General features: G+C 60.8%; 16 protein-coding genes. 7 read left to right on the top strand and 9 right to left on the bottom strand.

What is annotated here, in order from left to right:
* Window positions 1-154 precede the first annotated feature (154 nt).
* Window positions 155-2,197: a replication endonuclease gene (locus ACPW75_RS08615; RefSeq protein WP_077098256.1), complete on the bottom strand. Its 2,043-nt coding sequence runs from the start codon at window positions 2,195-2,197 to the stop codon at window positions 155-157.
* Window positions 2,198-2,282: 85 nt separating this feature from the next.
* Window positions 2,283-2,597: a hypothetical protein gene (locus tag ACPW75_RS08610; RefSeq protein ID WP_077098258.1), complete on the bottom strand. Its 315-nt coding sequence runs from the start codon at window positions 2,595-2,597 to the stop codon at window positions 2,283-2,285.
* A gap of 202 nt (window positions 2,598-2,799) precedes the next feature.
* Here ACPW75_RS08610 and ACPW75_RS08605 point away from each other — a divergent pair, with 202 nt between their 5' ends.
* Complete coding sequence (locus ACPW75_RS08605; protein WP_077098259.1) at window positions 2,800-2,985, top strand: hypothetical protein; 186 nt, start codon at window positions 2,800-2,802, stop codon at window positions 2,983-2,985.
* A gap of 294 nt (window positions 2,986-3,279) precedes the next feature.
* Here ACPW75_RS08605 and ACPW75_RS08600 read toward each other — a convergent pair whose 3' ends face one another.
* Window positions 3,280-4,557: a tyrosine-type recombinase/integrase gene (locus ACPW75_RS08600; RefSeq protein ID WP_077097765.1), complete on the bottom strand. Its 1,278-nt coding sequence runs from the start codon at window positions 4,555-4,557 to the stop codon at window positions 3,280-3,282.
* Between the two features lie 278 nt (window positions 4,558-4,835).
* Window positions 4,836-5,150, bottom strand: coding sequence for a YebG family protein (locus ACPW75_RS08595; protein WP_077097764.1), 315 nt, complete (start codon window positions 5,148-5,150; stop codon window positions 4,836-4,838).
* A gap of 173 nt (window positions 5,151-5,323) precedes the next feature.
* On the opposite strand from ACPW75_RS08595, the gene ACPW75_RS08590 reads away from it, so the two are divergent.
* Window positions 5,324-6,220 (top strand): esterase/lipase family protein, encoded by an 897-nt coding sequence (locus ACPW75_RS08590; RefSeq protein ID WP_179101511.1) that lies wholly within the window; start codon window positions 5,324-5,326, stop codon window positions 6,218-6,220.
* A 48-nt stretch (window positions 6,221-6,268) separates the two neighbouring features.
* Here ACPW75_RS08590 and ACPW75_RS08585 read toward each other — a convergent pair whose 3' ends face one another.
* On the bottom strand, window positions 6,269-8,239 hold the full coding sequence (locus ACPW75_RS08585) for an SDR family oxidoreductase (RefSeq protein ID WP_077097760.1): 1,971 nt from the start codon (window positions 8,237-8,239) through the stop codon (window positions 6,269-6,271).
* 248 nt (window positions 8,240-8,487) lie between these two features.
* On the opposite strand from ACPW75_RS08585, the gene ACPW75_RS08580 reads away from it, so the two are divergent.
* The 4 genes from ACPW75_RS08580 (at window position 8,488) to ACPW75_RS08565 (ending at window position 11,837) form a co-directional block, all read left to right on the top strand.
* Window positions 8,488-9,069, top strand: a complete 582-nt coding sequence (locus ACPW75_RS08580; protein WP_024945221.1) for a phasin family protein — start codon at window positions 8,488-8,490, stop codon at window positions 9,067-9,069.
* 88 nt (window positions 9,070-9,157) lie between these two features.
* Window positions 9,158-10,342 (top strand): patatin-like phospholipase family protein, encoded by a 1,185-nt coding sequence (locus tag ACPW75_RS08575; protein ID WP_077097758.1) that lies wholly within the window; start codon window positions 9,158-9,160, stop codon window positions 10,340-10,342.
* A 1-nt stretch (window position 10,343) separates the two neighbouring features.
* A complete protein-coding gene (locus ACPW75_RS08570; RefSeq protein WP_016350698.1) occupies window positions 10,344-10,994 on the top strand; it encodes a TetR/AcrR family transcriptional regulator in 651 nt (216 codons plus the stop codon).
* Window positions 10,995-11,036: 42 nt separating this feature from the next.
* Window positions 11,037-11,837: a hypothetical protein gene (locus ACPW75_RS08565; protein WP_077097756.1), complete on the top strand. Its 801-nt coding sequence runs from the start codon at window positions 11,037-11,039 to the stop codon at window positions 11,835-11,837.
* A gap of 116 nt (window positions 11,838-11,953) precedes the next feature.
* Here the strand turns inward: ACPW75_RS08565 and ACPW75_RS08560 are convergent, their stop codons facing one another.
* Window positions 11,954-13,378 (bottom strand): wax ester/triacylglycerol synthase family O-acyltransferase, encoded by a 1,425-nt coding sequence (locus tag ACPW75_RS08560; protein ID WP_077097754.1) that lies wholly within the window; start codon window positions 13,376-13,378, stop codon window positions 11,954-11,956.
* A gap of 282 nt (window positions 13,379-13,660) precedes the next feature.
* On the bottom strand, window positions 13,661-14,038 hold the full coding sequence (locus ACPW75_RS08555) for a polyhydroxyalkanoic acid system family protein (protein ID WP_029303024.1): 378 nt from the start codon (window positions 14,036-14,038) through the stop codon (window positions 13,661-13,663).
* A gap of 199 nt (window positions 14,039-14,237) precedes the next feature.
* Between ACPW75_RS08555 and ACPW75_RS08550 the strand changes: the two genes are divergently transcribed.
* Window positions 14,238-14,981, top strand: a complete 744-nt coding sequence (locus tag ACPW75_RS08550; RefSeq protein WP_077097752.1) for an FFLEELY motif protein — start codon at window positions 14,238-14,240, stop codon at window positions 14,979-14,981.
* 84 nt (window positions 14,982-15,065) lie between these two features.
* Here ACPW75_RS08550 and ACPW75_RS08545 read toward each other — a convergent pair whose 3' ends face one another.
* A complete protein-coding gene (locus ACPW75_RS08545) occupies window positions 15,066-16,511 on the bottom strand; it encodes a bifunctional 2-methylcitrate dehydratase/aconitate hydratase (protein ID WP_190284299.1) in 1,446 nt (481 codons plus the stop codon).
* A gap of 129 nt (window positions 16,512-16,640) precedes the next feature.
* Window positions 16,641-17,768 (bottom strand): bifunctional 2-methylcitrate synthase/citrate synthase, encoded by a 1,128-nt coding sequence (gene prpC / locus ACPW75_RS08540; RefSeq protein ID WP_043162712.1) that lies wholly within the window; start codon window positions 17,766-17,768, stop codon window positions 16,641-16,643.
* Window positions 17,769-17,778: the final 10 nt, after the last annotated feature.

The raw sequence follows: 17,778 nt of genomic DNA, 5'->3' as shown, positions 1-17,778 counted from the left end.
CTGTTCAACTTCGCCGGAATACGCAGTTACCAACCTTGACGTCCTGCCCGTTGCGTTTGCGGGTGCTCAGGATGACGTCTGCTTCGTCCATGATGATTCCAGTGATTTCCATTTTTCGTTTCTCCGGTTTGATGGGATTTAAAAACCACGACACTTAATGACACGGGTCCAAGCCGCCGCCGTGCGGCTCGCACCCCAGAGGGGGCCCCGCGAGGCGCTCGGTGTCGGGATAGAGCAGCCACACACGAGACTCGTGGTCGCATATCGCGTGTAAGCGCATCTGCTCAAATTCTTCGTACTCCATGAAGGCGTAAGCCTTCTCGGCCTTGAGCACTTCAAACTGTTCGTTGATGCCTTCCATGGTTTTCTGGCAAGCGGCTTCCCACTTCTCTTTCGAGGTGATAAGCCAGTCTTTGGCGCGAGTCAGGATGAAGACCTGCGAGAACATCAACCCCATGGGGCGGTCGGATGCCATGTCGCCGAACTGGGTGCGGCCACGCGGCTTGTGCTTGAGGACGCCGTCTTCATCACAGAGCATCTGCATGGCTTCGGGGATGCCGTAGGAGACCCGCACGGTCTGGTCATTGCGACGAACCTGCACACCGCCCATGGCGCAGCAGAAGGCTTGCCAGTCCCCGGCGTTGGCGGCCATACGGACGTTCTCGAGCGCGAAATGCTGCTCGGGGGTGAGGTCTTGAAGCATCTGGTTATCCTGTTCAAGGGGTTCACGAACACGGCGAAACTCGCGCCATGCCTGTACGGACGGGCCGCCGAGCTGCTGGAACTGTCGAATTCTGTTATCAGATTTCCATGCATCCACGCGGGCAGCGGTTTCAATGGACTTGGCACGTTTACCGGCTTCGTGGTCATTGCCAACCGCAAAGCCGTCGATGTTCTTGGCCACGTACTTGGAGCAGTACGCCACAGCGTCACCCTTGCGCGGGTCGATGAATACGACCTTGAAGCGGTGCTGACGCGCACCTGGCTCATTGCCTGAATCGGCCAGCATGTAGTGACGGCAGATCTTGATATAGGTCTTGATGTCAGCCAGCGTCATGAACAGCACGGCGTGCCAGTGCGGGGTGCCGTCGTGATGCGGTTCTGCAAAGCGGAAGCCATACGGCTTGATGCCCTCTTTGTCGGCCTTCTTGCGGATGTTGTTGAAGGTCTTGACCAGCCATTGCTGGGCATCCCGGACTGAGGGCTTGCCGGCTTCCAGCCAGTTCTGGTTTTGATTTCCGTTACGGTGAACAGAGTGGAACCGGCTCGGGGTTGTGAACGTCAGGAAGATGGCGTGATGGCCTTGCTCCTTGGCGCATTTGGAGAAGCCGGACAGGCGGGCCATGAGCTCGGCACGGCGGTTCTTGAGGTTGCTGACGCTGGCGTCTACGGCGTCTTTCATGCCTACCGCGTCAAAAACATCCTCTGAATTGTGCGCAACCAAAGCCGCAAGAGTCTCGTCATTTCTGGCACGACGAAAGGCGCGGCGAGCAACAGAGAGATCAGTTGTATACGGCGCCAGTCGACCGCTGATAAGGGAGTACTCTCGGGCGGTATCGTACAGACGGCTAGCTGAAACACGACGAATACGACACCGAACCCAAGCCATATCGGCCCAGCGATTGAGCGTCGGATAGGGGTCAAGCGCCTGCTCCTCGGTGATTGTATCCACAGGACGCAGGCCGTAATGGTGAGCCAGTTCAACAACGAGTTGCAGAGCAACCACGTGAGCCCGAGTAGAAACCAGCTTGCCGGTATGGTCAGCGAACCGCTGGGCAAAGGTATCAACAAACTGGTCATCCCCAGAAAAACGGAGCACGCCGAGCTCGCCAGAAATAGACAGCCGCTGGTCAATGGTGCGTATTGCCGCGTTAGCAGCTTGTAGGCCCAATAACGCATTGCGCGATTGATAGACATGGGTGAACCATCCAATCAGAGCAGGGTGACGGAGCGCGATTTTCTCCCTGAATATCGCGCATGAAGCCGTGCCGATTGGCAGGGCGGCGAATTTGTCGGCGACAGTCTCCGGCGAGAACGGCTGACAGCGGCGCAGGTTAGCGATGCTGTTCCAGGCGGTGCTGGTGACGGGCGCAAAGTTGGGCTGAATCTCGCGGGGGGCGCATTTGGCGGCCCGCTTGGCTTGGGCCTTGTTGAACCACTCGGGCAGCGGGACTTGTTGGTTCTGGGCGATGTTCATTGGGTCACCAAGGATGCGTAGTAGGAGGCAGCGAACACGCCACACAGCAGGCTCAGCCAGCAGAATTGGATGAAGGCTTGGCGACTCATTGGGCGGCCTCGCAACTGGCGCGGGTGCAGGTGACCTGATAGCTGGCCTTGGTCTGGAAGCAGCGCGGGCAGTAGAGGTCGGGATTGAGCAGGCAGTCACGCAGCATCTTGATGGCGAGCAGCCGGTTACGACCGGAGTTGTACCGGGCCACACGCTGCTGGATGGTTTCTTTGGGCTCGTGGATTTCTTCGTCCCATTCTGGGTCGAGCTGGATGTCGCCATCCAGAATCATCAGGTCGGAACAGGCGGCGCACCCTTCACCGCCGCAGAGCTGGCAAACGTGGTATACGGGCACCTGATGGCAGGCCATCGAATCGCCCTCCCCTCTACCCAAAACGCTGTTTGCGAACCCGTGCAAAGCATCCATGATTGCCTCCGAAACCCAAAACTAACTTTCTAAGAAATCAGATATTGGGCAAATCTTGGCTTCTGATTTCTTAGATGTCAAGAAATCTCAATTCTGCGAATCAATTTTGTTAGAATTGGAGAGATAGTTCACAAGGAGTAAAACCATGCCGTCAAAGCACATCGACGACAGCACCTGGAGGAGGGTTGAGTCCGAAACCGTGAAAGCGGTGATAGCGACACGAACAAGCTTGAAGGACACCGAGATCCTGAAGCTACTAATCCTGAAGGGTCTGGAATGTATTACCGAGGACGATTACAGACAGTACCTGAAGGAGAAAGGTAGAGACTGACGTGGTCGGTTGTTTGCCTGCAAGGCCCCGCATGGATAGCGGGGTTTTTGATTTCTGGGGGTCTGGAAAGTGTCCTTCCCTCACCTCGCATAATGCGGTTTATATTCAATGCCCCCTACGGGGCCGCCTGCTGCTGGCGCAAGTTAGCAGACGGGCCGCAAGAAACATAAACCCTGTATATTATGCGCGGTGTTGGGTTGTAGAAGAATCCGGAGTGATGCCGGTTAAAAAACGCAGGTCCATCACAGCCATGTTCCTGAACTTCTCTCTTCGTTATCTCTCATTTTGAAAGGCCTAGTCGTGCAACCGATCCAGCGGTTTGTGATTGGCACTTTCATGGCGCTCGCTGTTGCCGGTGTGCAGGTACTTGGAGGTGGTGTCGATGCTGTCGTGGCCGGCATCGGCTTGCACGTGTGATAACGGCCGTCCGTTGAGATTGATGTCGTGAGTGATGCCGGTATGACGAATGGAGTGTGGTGTCAGGTTGCGCATCTCGGCGCCGTCCTGCATAAACCCATCTTTTTCTGCCAGCTCGGCGGCGGTCTGGATGACGCTCATCACCAGGTCACGCAGCTGGCGGATCCCGAGGTTGGCGTTGAGCTCGCCTTGTTCCCGGCCATGTGCCGCAGCTTTGTGGCGCACAAACAGCGGAGTCTGCTCATCGGGCGCCGGTAATGGTGAGAGACCGAGAAACGTCCGATAGCGTTTGAGGGCCTCAAGCAAGGCATGGGAGACCGCCACGGTGCGGCGCTTGCCACCCTTGCTGCGGGGAATGAAATAGCCCCAGACGCCGGTTTTTCCATCGCGGCGAAACTGCCCCATGACGGGGGTAAATCCCGGTCTTGCCGCGACTTCCGAGATCCGCAGGTAACAGGCGTACATCAGGCTTATCAGGAAGCGACTGCGCTCGTGCTGCTCTGGTGATTCGGCCGCCAGCAGGTCGGCTGCCTGCATCACATAGGACCACTGCAACTCGCTGAAGGCCTGGCCATGGTCGTCCGACTCCTGCTGCATTGAGCGCTTCACCCGTTGCAGTAACAGCGCGGGGTTGCGGTCCATGTACTCTTCCTGGATCAAGAACTGGAAGAAGGCAGACAGAATGGCGAGTTTGGTCTTCATGGCCTGTTCGCTGAGGCGGTACGGCAGCTCGCGGCCCAGCTCCCGCTTGCCAAGGAAGGGTCGCCATTGGGGATTGGGCAGTCGTTCTCCCCACTCCTTGTCGAGCACGAACTGGGCTACGTTGCGATAGGCAATCAGGGCCGCCGGCGGTGCCTGACAGTAATCGAGATAGCGCATCATGATGCGCCGGGTCAGATCCTTGGGGCTGATGCGCATTTCGCCGAAGCACCAGTGCAAAAACGTGGTCAGCTCGCTGCGATAGGTTTTGTAGTTGTTCTCGCTGTTGCGCTGCTCCAGCAGCCAGTCGACGGCGAGCTCATAGACCAACCCGGCATCGGGCACATCGTTGAGGCTGAGGTTGGCAAGATATTGATTGACCTGAGGGTTGCCCGCCTCTAGGTAGGCCAGACCATCGAACAGCGGCATGGCGGGTGGAAGTAACATAGTGGTCATGATGATGCTTGTGGATGAGAGGCTCGGCTCGGGGTTTGCGTGATGGTGATGCCGATAAATGGGGTTATCGGCATCACGCGGGAATGGAACGTCGATGCTGTACAGCGAACAGCATCGCCATCAACAGCTGATGCTGCATAGTGTGTTTATTCAATGGATATGCACCTTAGTTGGAAAATTCTCGGGGTAAATATCCATATAAATGCTTTAAAATTCTCATCAATGCATAAACTGAGGCTGTTTCCATACTGTGATGGGCAGCCTCCCCCGTGTCGTCCTCACGCTACACGCTTGAGGGATTTGTCTTTTGGCTTGCCCGCCTCGCTCTGTTCTTCCTGCGGCTCCGACTTGCCGCTCCCCTGCCCCTTGGCCCCGCGCAGCACGTTTTGCAGCAGATCGCGCTGCTCGGCCAGGTAGAAGGCCAGACTCTCTTGCTGCTCCGGTTCAAGGCGAACGGGCGCGCCTGCCAGCAAATGCATCAACTCATCGGCAGTGTCCAGCAGCTTGTCATAGGCATCGGCCTCTTTCTTGCTGGTAAAGGTCATCTTCTCCACTCCCCCACGCACCACAACATATTTGATCTCAACGGCCATAGCGGCGTCCTCCTTCTGATAGTGATCACAAGTATATGTATGGATATACAGTATTGCAAATAACCCCATGCAGAAGTGTTTTATTGGCGCGCCGGCTAATGATTGCGCGTCTGCCATCACATTGATGAAAGGGTCATTTGACTTCCATGCCAAACTGGTCGGATGATTGGGTCATGACGATCACAAAGCAACTCCTGATCCTGCTGCTGGTTGAGGTGACGCTCCTTGGAGGCATCGCCCATCTGGTCATTGGCCTCTCGCTACAGCTCTCCCTCCTGTTCGTGGTGGTGGCCCTGTTGGGGCTGCGCACCCTGGTGGTGCTGCTGACCTGGGGCTTTTCCCGCTTCTACCCGGTGCCTGCCATCGGTTGGCGAGCATGGTTGCCCATGGTGGGACGAGAGATAGCCGCCTACCTGCTGACCTTCACCTGGTTGCTGCCGTTCGAGCGCTGGCTGATGGCGCCAGACAAGCTGACTCCCTCCCCCCTGCCCCTGCTGCTGATCCACGGTTATGGTTGCAGTCGCGGCATCTGGCGGGTGCAACGAGCCAGACTGAAGGCTGCCGGCCACACGGTGGCGACCGTCACCCTGACCCCTCCCTTCGGCCATCTCGACGACATGGTGCCGCTCTTGGCCAATCGCATCGATGAGGTGTTGGCTGCCACCGGTGCGTCGCAGCTGGTGCTGATCGGCCACAGCATGGGTGGCCTGGTGTGCCGCGACTATCTGGCGGTGGCGGGCGGGGACAAGGTGGCCCAGCTCATCACTCTGGCCACTCCCCATCAGGGCAGCCAGCTGGCGACCCTGGGACTGGGCGACAATGCCCGCGAGATGGAGCCCGGCTCCGGCTGGTTGCAGCGCTTCGCCGCCGTACCGCTCTGCGTGCCCGGGGTCTCGGTGCGCACCAGCCACGACAACTTCGTGCTGCCCCAGTCCCGCCAACGGCTGGATGGTATGGAGGATGTGGAGCTTGCCGCCCTCGGCCACCTCTCCTTGCTCTACTCCCGCCGTACCACGGCCTTATTGTTGACCCTGCTCTCCCGCCCGCAGCCGCAAATGAAAAGGGCCTGATTGCGCAGGCCCTTTCCGTTTTTGCTACCTCAGTTCGTTGTCACCCCCCTAGAAGTGGATCCCCTTGATCAGGGTGGAGACAGCCATCTGATCTGCCGAGGCCTTGGACTCGTTGCCCTCCTTGGGGTCGGAGAAGGTGCGGAAGCTGGTGTTCATGATCACCTGGGCCACTCGCGGCGCCAGGGCATGGATGACCTGGCCGAATACCCCGAGCCGGGTGGCCAGTCGCACGTGCTTGTTGATGATGGTGTCGCACACCAGATCGGCGGCCTCTTCCGGCGTCATCATGGGCACCTGCTCATACACCTTGGTGGGCGCCACCATGGGGGTCTTCACCAGCGGCATGTTGATGATGGAGAAGTTGACCCCCTTGTCGGCAAACTCGGAGGAGGCGGTGCGCACCCAGGCATCGAGCGCCGATTTCGAGGCGACGTAGGCGGAGAAGCGCGGCGCATTGGTCAACACCCCGATGGAGGAGATGTTGATGATGTGGCCCTTCTTCTTCTCGATCATGGTGGGCAGCAGCCCCATGATCACCTTGAGGGTGCCGAAGTAGTTGAGCTGCATGGTGCGCTCCAGATCGTGGAAGCGATCAAAGGAGTCCTCAATGGCGCGGCGGATGGAGCGACCGGCATTGTTGATGAGGATGTCCACCCCGCCGTGCTCGGCCACGATCTGGCGGGTGATTGCCTCCCCTTGGGCGAGATCGGCCAGATCCCCCTGATAGACCTGCAGAGTCAATCCCAGCTCGGCAAACTCGGCCTGAGTCTCGGCAATCTTGTGCTCGTCACGGGCGATGGTCAGTACCTTGGCCCCCGCCTCGGCCAGTTTTCTCGCCGTGGCCTTGCCGATGCCGGAGGTGGCACCGGTGATCAGCACCACCTTGCCCTCGACCCGGCCGCGCAGGGTACGATCGATGAACAGCTCAGGGTCGAGGTGACGCTCCCAATAGTCCCACAGCCGCCAGGCATAGCTGTGCAGCGGCGGCACTTCGATGCCGGTCCCCTTCAGTACCCGCTGGGTTTCGCGGTTGTCGAAGCGGGTGGGATAGTTGATGAGCCGGAAGATGTCCTTGGGCAGCCCCAGATCGGCAATCGCCGCATCTCGAATGCGCCGCACCGGCGTCAGCGCCATCAGCATGGTCATCAGATGGCGGGGAATGAAGCTGAACAGGGCCGCATTGATGCGAATGGCAGGCTCGGGGGCATGGGCGGCGCGGGAGAAGGTGCTCAGCATGTCGCCGACCCGCATGGGGTGGGAATCGGTCAGGTGGAACGCCTTGTTGTCCTCTCCTTCCAGATGGGCGATGTGATCGATGGCATCCACCACGAAGTTGACCGGCACCAGGTTGATGCGTCCCCCTTCGACTCCGATGGCGGGCATCCAGGGCGGCAGCATGCGGCGCAGCTTCTGGATGGTCTTGAAGAAGTAATAGGGGCCGTCCACCTTGTCCATCTCGCCGGTGTTGGCATCACCGACCACGATACCCGGTCGGTAGATGCGCCAGGGCAGCGTGCTCTCCTTGCGCACGATTCCTTCGGCCTCGTGCTTGGTCTGGAAATAGGGCATGTCGAGGTGTTCGGCCTCATCGAACATGTCTTCCCGAAACAGGCCGTCGAACAGACCGGCCACCGCGATGGAGCTGCAGTGATGGAAACAGCGGGCCTGGAGCCGCTCGGCCAGTTGCAGGGCCTGACGGGTGCCTTCGGCATTGACCTGCTGCTGAATGCCCGCCTTGGCGTTGAGATCGTAGATGGCGGCGAGATGCAGGAAGTGGTCGACTTTGCCGATGAGAGGCTCCAGCTCGGCACTGCCCACTCCGAGCAGCGGGTGGGTCATGTCGCCGACCACGGGGATGGCGCGATCCGCCTCAACCCCCCAGTAGGCCAGCAGATCGGGTACCCGATCGAGATGGGCGGCACGCATCAAGAAATGCACCCGGCTATTCGGGCGCTGCAGCACTTTTTTAATCAGCCGGCGACCGATAAAGCCGCTGCCCCCCGTGATGAAATAGTCCATGGTATTTATATCCCTTACTGATTGGGCTGTTAGTTGCTGTTAGATATATCACGCTTTAACGCAAAATATTCATTCGAATATCATTCTTCGTGACCCAGACCAAAATTACCAGGGTTGCTTGTTCCGTTATTAGGTAGAACCCTCTATTTTTTCTCCATAGACTGAGGATGAAAGCCAAGTAATGCCACAACGAATATATCAAGGTTGTTGTCATTACCATCATCTATATCACGAGCAAGGAGATTGTCATGGCCAAAAAATTGAAAGCACTGGCAAGTTCGGTGACCGACAACCAACTCACCTCCACCATCAAGGAGTCCACCCAGCAGATCTGGTTGGCGGGTCTGGGTGCCTATGCCAAAGCCCAGGAAGAAGGCGGTAAAATCTTCGAAGCCCTGGTGCAGGAAGGGGAAGCCCTGCAAACCCGTACCCGCCAGAGCGCAGACGAGAAGATCGCTGCCATGACCGACAAGACTGCCGGTACCTGGGGACGTCTGGAGCAGGTGTTCGAGGATCGCGTGGCCCGCGCCGTCGCCAGCCTCGGCATCCCGACCCGCAAGGACATCGACAAGCTCTCCAAGCGCATGGCCGAGCTGACCGAGGTGGTACAGCAGCTGATCGATGCCCAGGATCTGGATGACGTTGCTCCGGCTGACGAGGCCAAGCCTGCCGCCGCCGCTGCCAAGAAGCCGGTGGCAGCCAAAAAGCCGCCGGTCAAGAAAGCCGCCGCCCCCATCGCCAAGGTGAAGGAAGAGGTGAAAGCACTGGCAACGGAAGTGGAGAGCGTGGCCAAAGAGGTCAAGGAGAAGAGTGAAACCACGCTCTTCTGATCCACTGACCGGCTTGTTCTGATTGCGTAATGATCCACCGGCCCATGCCCTCTGCTGGGCCGGTTTTGCATGAGAAGGGAGGCAAATCATGAGCACGATTGCGGTTGCCCTCGCCGGAGGGGGACCTCTGGGGGGGATCTACGAGATCGGAGCCTGCGCCGCCCTGGCCGACAGCATCAAGGGGCTGCGTTTCGAGCAGGCCGATATCTATGTGGGGGTGAGCTCGGGGGCGGTGATCGCCTCGGCGCTGGCCAACGGCATCTCGCCGGACAAGCTGGTGCGGATCCTGTTAAGCGATGACACCGGCGAGTTCTTCGACCCCTCCACCCTGCTGCGTCCCGCCTTCGGGGAATATTTTGACCGGCTCACCTCGCTGCCGCCGCTGGTGCTGACCTGTCTGGCCGACTATCTCTCCTCTCCCTGGAACAAGAGCCTGCTCGGCTCGTTGCAGGGGTTGTCCAGAGCGATCCCGACCGGCATGTTCGACAGCCGCGGGGTGGATCGGATCCTCACCCAGTTTTTCTCCCGCCCCGGTCGCAGCAACGACTTTCGTGAGCTTGCCAGCCGGCTGTTCGTCATCGCCACCGAGCTCGATACCGGCCGCGCGGTGGCCTTCGGCAGCCCTGGGCTGGACCAGGTGCCCATCTCCGCCGCGGTACAGGCCTCGGCCGCCCTGCCCGGTCTGTTCCCGCCCTCGCTCATCGATGGCCGCTACTACGTGGACGGTGCGCTGATCAAGACGCTGCACGCCTCGGTGGCGCTGCAGGAGGGGGCCGATCTGGTGTTTTGCATCAACCCGCTGGTGCCCTTTGATGCGGGACTGGCCTGCGAACACCCCGCCAAGCTGGTGGACCGCGGTCTGCCGGTGGTGCTGGCCCAGACGTTTCGCGCCATCATCCATTCGCGCATGCACGTGGGGATGGATCGCTACAAGCACCAGTATCCCGAGGCGGATGCCCTGCTGTTCGAACCCTCCTCGGCCGACGGCGAGATGTTCTTTACCAATGTGTTCAGTTACCGGGATCGGCGCCATCTGTGCGAGCACGCCTTCCAGCATACCCGCCAGGATCTGTGGCAGCGACGGGACGAGCTTGGCCCCATCCTCGCCAGACATGGGTTGGAACTGGATCTGGGCGCGCTGGCCGATGAACAGCGTTCCCTGCTGACCCCGGGCACCGGCTCGGTGGCAGCGCTGGATGCCTCTTTGACCCAGCTGCAGCACTGGCTGACTCGCCGCTATGGCGGCAAGGGTCGCCGGCAATCGAAGGAGTAGCATGGACTGCAAACCCAAGCGGCGTACGCGGGATCGCATCCTGGCCACCGCCCTCGCCCAGTTCAACCTGCTGGGCGAGCCGACCGTCACCACCTCCGCCATCGCGGCCGAGCTGGAGATGAGTCAGGGCAACCTCTATTACCACTTTCACAACAAGGAGGAGATCGTCAACGCCCTGTTCGGCGAGTTTGAACAGGAGATGGCCCACCTGCTCGATACCATTACGCCGCCGCTGAACGAGGCGGAAGACATCTGGTTCTTCTTGCACCTGATGTTCGAACTCATCTGGAAGTACCGTTTTTTCTATTACGACATCAGCACCCTGATGAGCGGCAACCACAAGGTGGAGCTGCGCTTCTCGGCCCTGCTGCGGCGCAAGGAGCAGACCGCTGCCGCCATCTGTCACAGCCTCTGGCGCAGCGGCCTGCTGCAAGGCGATGAGACGCAGGTGACGGCGCTGGCCGCCAACATCGCGCTGGTCGGGACCTTCTGGATCTCCTACCAGCGGGCGCTGCATCCGCGGGCCGATGCCGACATCGCGCTCGGGGTGTTTCAGGTGATGCAGCTGGTGGCCCCCCGGCTGCGAGCCGATGCCCGCGCCGATCTGGATGCCATCGCCACCCATTATCAGCCCGCCACCACGGCGAGCTGACAGCATCGTGTATTTGATTGTGTTTTTAACAGGGAGAATCATATGACCACTTCACAGCCCAAATTGTCCGATTTCACCCCCTTCCCCTGGCCGGATGCGGCCTATGACTATGCCGGGGAGCGCCTTGCGCAGCATTGGGAGCGGCTACACCAGGGGGATGCCGAACCCTGGCCCGAAGATGAACAAGTGCAGGAAGCCTGGCGCGCTTATCACGCCGGTGATTTCGCCCGCGCCGTCACTCTGGGGCTGGGCGCCGGCGAGGAGGGCCTCAACGTGGCGAACAAGGCGCTGGTGATCCACGCCAGCTACCTGCTGGATGACAAGTATGCCAAGCGCGAAGCGTTCGAGCTGGCCGCCAGCAACGCCGAGAAGCTGCAAAAGCGCCAGCCTGGCAACGTCAACGCCTGGTACTTCCACGCCCTGGCGCTGGGTCGTTACAGCCAGGTGATCTCGGTCTCCAAGGCGCTCTCCATCGGCATCGGTGACAAGATCAAGAGCAGCCTGGAGCAGGCGCTGACCCTTGAACCTGACCACGCAGAGGCTCATATCGCCTTCGGTGCCTGGCATGCGGAGATCATCGACAAGCTGGGCGCCATGATCGGTGGTATCACCTACGGCGCCAAGAAGGATGAGTCCGAGCGTCACTTCAAGGCGGCGCTGGCCATCATCCCCCACTCCGCCATCGCCCGCATGGAGTACGCCAACGCCATGGTGATGATGCACGGCAAGAGCAAGATGGCGGCCGCCGAGGCGCTCTACGGCGAGGCCGCCGCGTGCGAGCCGCTGGATGCCATGGAGCGGCTCGACGTGGAAGCCGCCCGTGAGGAGCTGGCGGACGAGTAAGGCAGCCATTGCTGCAATGAAAGAGGCCAACCCCCGGGTTGGCCTCTTTTCTTTTTCACTTTTTTTCTTGCAGGCTTCCTTTCTTGCCGGCTCCTTCTCTTGCAGGAGTGGCACGGTCAGCCGTGCAGCAACTGATCCAGCATGTCGGGATCATAGAGCAGGTCCGGCTCCATCAACACCAGCAGCAGTAACTGCTCAAACTCCACGGCGAAGCGCTCGACGATGAGATCCGGGTCCGGCACCCGCTTCTTGTCGGTGATGAGGCCGAGCTGCACCTTGTTGTCATAGGAGAGAATGGAGACGCCGACCGCGATGTCGCCGGCCTGGGGCACCCAGAACAGCGGCTGACGCAGGCGGGCGCCGGCCAGATAGAGGGTCTGCTGCGGGCCCGGTACGTTGGTGATGACCGCGCTGGCCTTGGCCGAGAGGATGTCGATGGCCTGCTGCTGTACCGCCTTGGGGGCCATGCCCATCACTTCCAGCAAGTTGAGCACCACCGCCGGCTGCAGGGAAGACTTGAGCGCCTGCATCCGATCCCGCACCACATAGAGCCGCTGCAGCGGGTGCTCGATGTTGAGGGGCAGATCCAGAGCCACCAGCCCGAAGCGATTGCCCAGCGCCCCCTTGTCGTCCGGGGCGCGCATGTTGACCGGCACCAGCGCCCGGATGTCGATGTCGGTCTGGTCGCCCTGCTCCAGCAGGTAGTGGCGAAACGCACCGGCGGTGGCGGCGATCAGCAGATCGTTGACCGAGCAGCCGAGCACTCGCCCTACCGCCTTCACGTCCGGCAGCGGGATTTGTTCTGACCAGGCTACCCGCTTGGTACTGCCGGTCTCCCCCTTGAGCCGGGTATTGGCATCATCGGAGAGGGTGGCGATGGTATAAAGCTCGGCGGTCACGTCCCGGCTGGTCTTGAGGTAGTCCATCGCCTTGGTGGGATGGGTCAGCACCTCGACGTACTTGGACCAGAGGGTGCCGGTCAGCTTGAGGCCGGCCCGCAGCAGGCGACTGCCCTGCTGATCGTGCTCCTCGTCGCCGTCGTCATTGGCCACCGGCTCGGGTTGGGGTCTGGGGGGCGCCACCGGGCTCTCGTCCATCATGGTCAGCATGGCCCGCACCAGAGAGAAGCCGTCCCCCATGGCGTGGTGAAAACGCACCACCAGCGCCTGGCCGCCCAGAGAGGTATCCACCAGGTGCATCTCCCACAGCGGGCGCTGGTGGTTGAGCGGGGTGGAGGCAAAATCGGCCACCAGCCGCTCCAGCTCGGCTTTGCCGGCCTTGCCTGGCAGGATCACCCGCTTGAGGTGCAGGTCGAGGTCGAAGTCGGGATCGGTGCGCCAGTAGTATTCGCCCCCTTCCAGGCAGGCCTTCTGCCCGAAGCGCGGCTGTACCCGAACTGTGTGCAGCAGGCTCTCCCGCAAGATGGCTTCATCCAGCTGACCGTCGAACATCAGCACGCCGACGATCTGCATCAAGTTGTTGGGCCGGTCCATCCGCAGCCAGGCGGTATCGACACAGGAGATGAGTTCACACACAGACATGTATTATCCCTATCGTTTCGCGTTATTTGTCTCCTGCCGTTTCATGAATTGGCTTGATCAGGAGTGAATGAACAAATAGCACTTATATGTTGGTGAAACTGCACGGCGATTAATTCAGGATGATGTTTCATGACAAAAATGGAGGCAATTTTCATGCCTCTTAAAATAAAGCAAACAAAGTGTGCTTGGCCCTTTTAATAATAAATATCAGGCCGGGTCACGATAGTGGAATCGGTTATTTCATGACTATTTCTTGCGCTGGATCAGTATTTATTGGCCTCATCAGCGCCGGGTTGGGCAAGGCAGGCGCTGATCGACGTATTCGAGGATCTCCTGCTCCAGCACGCTGCGCACCGGCAACAGCATCAGGCCGAGGCGCACCTCCAGCGACAGGGTATCGTCGGTGAGGAACAAAGAGCCGTTGACCCCGGCGCCACGAAACAGCAAGCGGGTCTCCTCCTCGTCTTCCCACTCGCAGTCGAGTTCGTACTCCTCGCTCATGTCCTGGGCGATGGCTTCGGCGGCCAGTCTGGCGCCGGCGAGGCCCAGCGGGTGTTGGCGGCTGACCTGGATGGTCGACAGGCTGCTGCCGGCAAGGGGATCGTATAGAAACATGCTAACTCTCTGAGCGATGACAACATTTATTGATATTAAACACATGAATCAAACAAGTGAAAGCCATTTGCAACATTTTTGGGACTCACTTAACAAAGCCTGTTGAGTAAAAGCTCCATCGATTCCGCCTGGGCTGCCGCCGCGTTACACTGGACCGGCAACACGTGACGAGCGTCGGCAAGGCGCCGCCTGTCGTCATGTCTATCCGTGACAGGCCATTGGAAACAGGTCAAGAGAGCCGCAAATGACCCAACAGCAACAACCATTCGATGACCCGCAACCGGATGAAGAGAGTACCCTGGCGCGACTCTATCGCCAGCTCAACCGGGTGGCCGCGCTGCGCGAGCAGATGCGCACCCATCCGCAGGATCAGCAAGACAGGGACGCATTGCGCCAATGGCAGGCCGATCGGCTGGGGCGTACCCACCGCGATCTGCTGGAGAGCAAGCGCTACGGGCCGGCCGCGCAGTTCTTCCTGACTGACCTCTATGGGCCGGGAGATTGTGCCCGCCGGGATGCGGACGTGATGCGGGTGATGCCGACCGCCGAGCGACTGTTGCCGGAATCCGGTCTCAAGGTGCTGGCGCAGGCAATTGAACTCGATGCCCTCTCCGAGGAGCTCGACTACCTGATGGTGGTGGCGCTGCGTCGCAGTGGCCGCATGGCGCGGCTGAATGCCAAGTCCTATGCCCTCGCCTATCAGGAGGTCGGTGAGGAAGCGCGCCGCCGTCATCAGTTGCAACTGGTCACCGAACTGGGGATGACCCTGGATCGGCTGGCCAGAAAGCCGCTGCTCGGGGCAACCTTGAAGCTGGTATCGGGGCCGGCCCATCTGGCGGGACTGGGCGAGCTGTTTACCTTTGTCGAACGGGGTTACCGGGTCTGTCACCACATGGGACGAGCCAACGAGTTTCTCGAGACCATCGCCAGCCGCGAGACGGCCATCATGCAGGCGCTGCTGGCGGGCGACGAGACTGTGCTGGATTGACCCTGGGAGCCATGCGGGCAGACATGACAAAGCGGGCCGAGTGGCCCGCTTTTCATTTATAACAGTATGCCGATAGACAAGCGGTCAGATCACCAGCAGGTCCATAAAGGCGTGCACCGGGGTGGCGGCCAGTTGCTTGCCATCCTGGCAGAGGGCCAGGATCGCCTCGGCCCGTTTGGCCGGGAAGCGGGTGGCCAGGTTGTGGCGAAACTTCTCCACCAGCAGCGGGATCCCCTCTTCGCGGCGGCGACGATGACCGACCGGGTACTCCACCTCCACCTTCGGCGTGTGGGTGCCGTCCTTGAAGAAGACCTGGATGGCGTTGGCAATGGATCGCTTGTCCGCTTCCAGATATTCGCGGCTGTAGCGTTTGTCCTCCTGCACCACCATCTTGGCTCGCAGCCCATCGATGCGGGGATCGGCGGCCACGGCGTCCTCGTAATCCTCGGCGATCAGGCGACCGAAGATGAGCGGCGCCGCCACCATGTACTGCAGGCAGTGATCCCGGTCGGCCGGGTTGTTGAGGGCGCCGACCTTGCTGATGATGCGAATGGCCGACTCATGGGTGGTGAGCTCGATGCGGTCGATCTCGTCGAGGCGTCCCTTCACCTGCTCATGCAGCTTCATGGCGCACTCCACCGCGGTCTGGGCGTGGAACTCGGCAGGATAGGAGATCTTGAACAGCACGTTTTCCATCACATAGCTGGCGTAGCCCTGATGCAGGGCGAACTGGTTGCCCTTGAACAGCACGTCGTAGAAGCCCCACTTGGGGGCAGTCAGAGCGCCGGGATAGCCCATCTCGCCGCTCATGGTGATAAGGGCGAGGCGCACCGCCCGAGAGGTGGCATCCCCCGCCGCCCAGCTCTTGCGCGACCCTGCATTGGGTGCATGACGGTAGGTACGCAGGCTCTGGCCATCGACCCAGGCCTGGGAGACCGCATCGATCACCTGATCGCGGCTGCCGCCGAGCATGTGGGTCACCACGGCGGTACTGGCAACCTTCACCAGCACCACGTGATCGAGACCGACCCGGTTGAAGGAGTTCTCGAGCGCCAGCACCCCCTGGATCTCATGGGCCTTCACCATGGCCGTCAGCACATCGCTCATGGTGAGCGGCGCCTTGCCTTCGGCCACCCGGGTACGGGAGAGCCAGTCGGCGGTGGCGAGGATGCCACCCAGGTTGTCGGAGGGGTGACCCCACTCGGCGGCCAGCCAGGTGTCGTTGTAATCGAGCCAGCGGATGATGGCACCGATATCCCAGGCCGCCTTGACGGGGTCGAGGCAGAGCTGGGTGCCGGGTACCCGGGCGCCGAAGGGCACGACGGTGCCCGGCACGATGGGACCGAGGTGCTTGGTGCACTCGGGAAAACGCAGGGCCAGCAGGCCGCAGCCCAGGGTATCCATCAGGCAGTAACGGGCGGTATCGAGGGCTGCCTGGCTGGTGATGGGGTGATTGCAGACGTAATCGGCAATATCGACCAGCACCTGATCGGGGTCTGGTCTGTGGTTGACGTCGACGTTGGCGGACATCGTGACTTCCTTATCGTTGTTGTGAATGAAACAGGGTGATGAAACGGCGCCCTGCCCGCCCGCCTGCGCGTATCGACCCCGGTGCTGCCGGGGTCGGGTGAGGCAAGGGAGTGACAGGGCCGCCCATGTTTATCGCTGCTGCAGCGAGACGAAATGACGGGGCGCCGGGCCGACATAATCGGCGCTCGGGCGGATGATCCGGTTGTGTTCGCGCTGCTCCATCACGTGGGCGCACCAGCCGGTGACCCGCGAACAGACGAAGATGGGGGTGAACAGCTTGGTCGGGATCCCCATGTAGTGATAGGCGCTGGCGTGGAAGAAGTCGGCGTTGGGGAAGAGTTCTTTCTCCTCCCACATCACCTTCTCTGCCTCGCAGGAGACGCGGTAGAGCCTGCTATCGCCCACTGCCTCGGCCAGCTTGGCCGACCAGTTTTTGATGATGACGTTGCGCGGATCCGAGGTGCGATAGACGGCGTGGCCAAAGCCCATGATCTTCTCCTTGGCCGCCAGCTTGGCCAGCAGCTCGCGCCGCGCCTGGGCCTCATCCTGCCAGGGTTCGATCATCGCCATGGCCGCCTCGTTGGCGCCGCCGTGCAGCGGGCCGCGCAGGGTGCCGATGGCCGCGGTGACGCAGGAGAACATGTCAGATAGCGTCGAAGCGCAGACCCGCGCCGCGAAGGTGGAGGCGTTGAACTCATGCTCGGCGTAGAGAATGAGGGAGACGTGCATCACCCGGCGCTCCAGTTCGCTCGGCGCCTTCTGGTGCAGCAGCGCCAGGAAGTGGCCGCCGATGCACTCCTCGTCGGTGTCAAGGGCGATGCGTACCCCGTCGTGGCTGAACTTGTACCAGTAGAGGAGAATGCCCGGGAAGGCGGCCAGCAGCCGATCCGCCACTTCATGCTCGTGCTCGAAGCCATCTTCCGGCTCCAGATCGCCAAGCATGGAGCAGCCGGTGCGCAGTACATCCATGGGGTGGGCATCGGCGGGAATGCGCTCGAGCACTTCCAGCAGGGCGGCAGGCAGGGTGCGCAGGCTGCGCAGGGTCCGCTTGTAATCCTCGAGCTGCTGCTCGTCCGGCAGCTCGCCCTTGAGCAGCAGGTAGGCGACTTCTTCGAACTGGGCGCCGTCGGCCAGCTCCTGGATGTCATAGCCGCGATAGGTGAGCCCGGTGCCGCTCTTGCCCACGGTGCAGATGCTGGTCTCCCCCGCGCTCTGGCCACGCAGGCCGGCGCCACCCAACGGTTTTTGCTGTCCCATTGCCTTTCCT

Source organism: Aeromonas sp. FL131, from assembly GCF_049860615.1.
GTDB lineage: Bacteria > Pseudomonadota > Gammaproteobacteria > Enterobacterales > Aeromonadaceae > Aeromonas > Aeromonas hydrophila.
The sequence above is the reverse complement of the archived record's forward strand: the minus strand, read 5'-3'. Positions and strand labels throughout refer to the sequence as shown.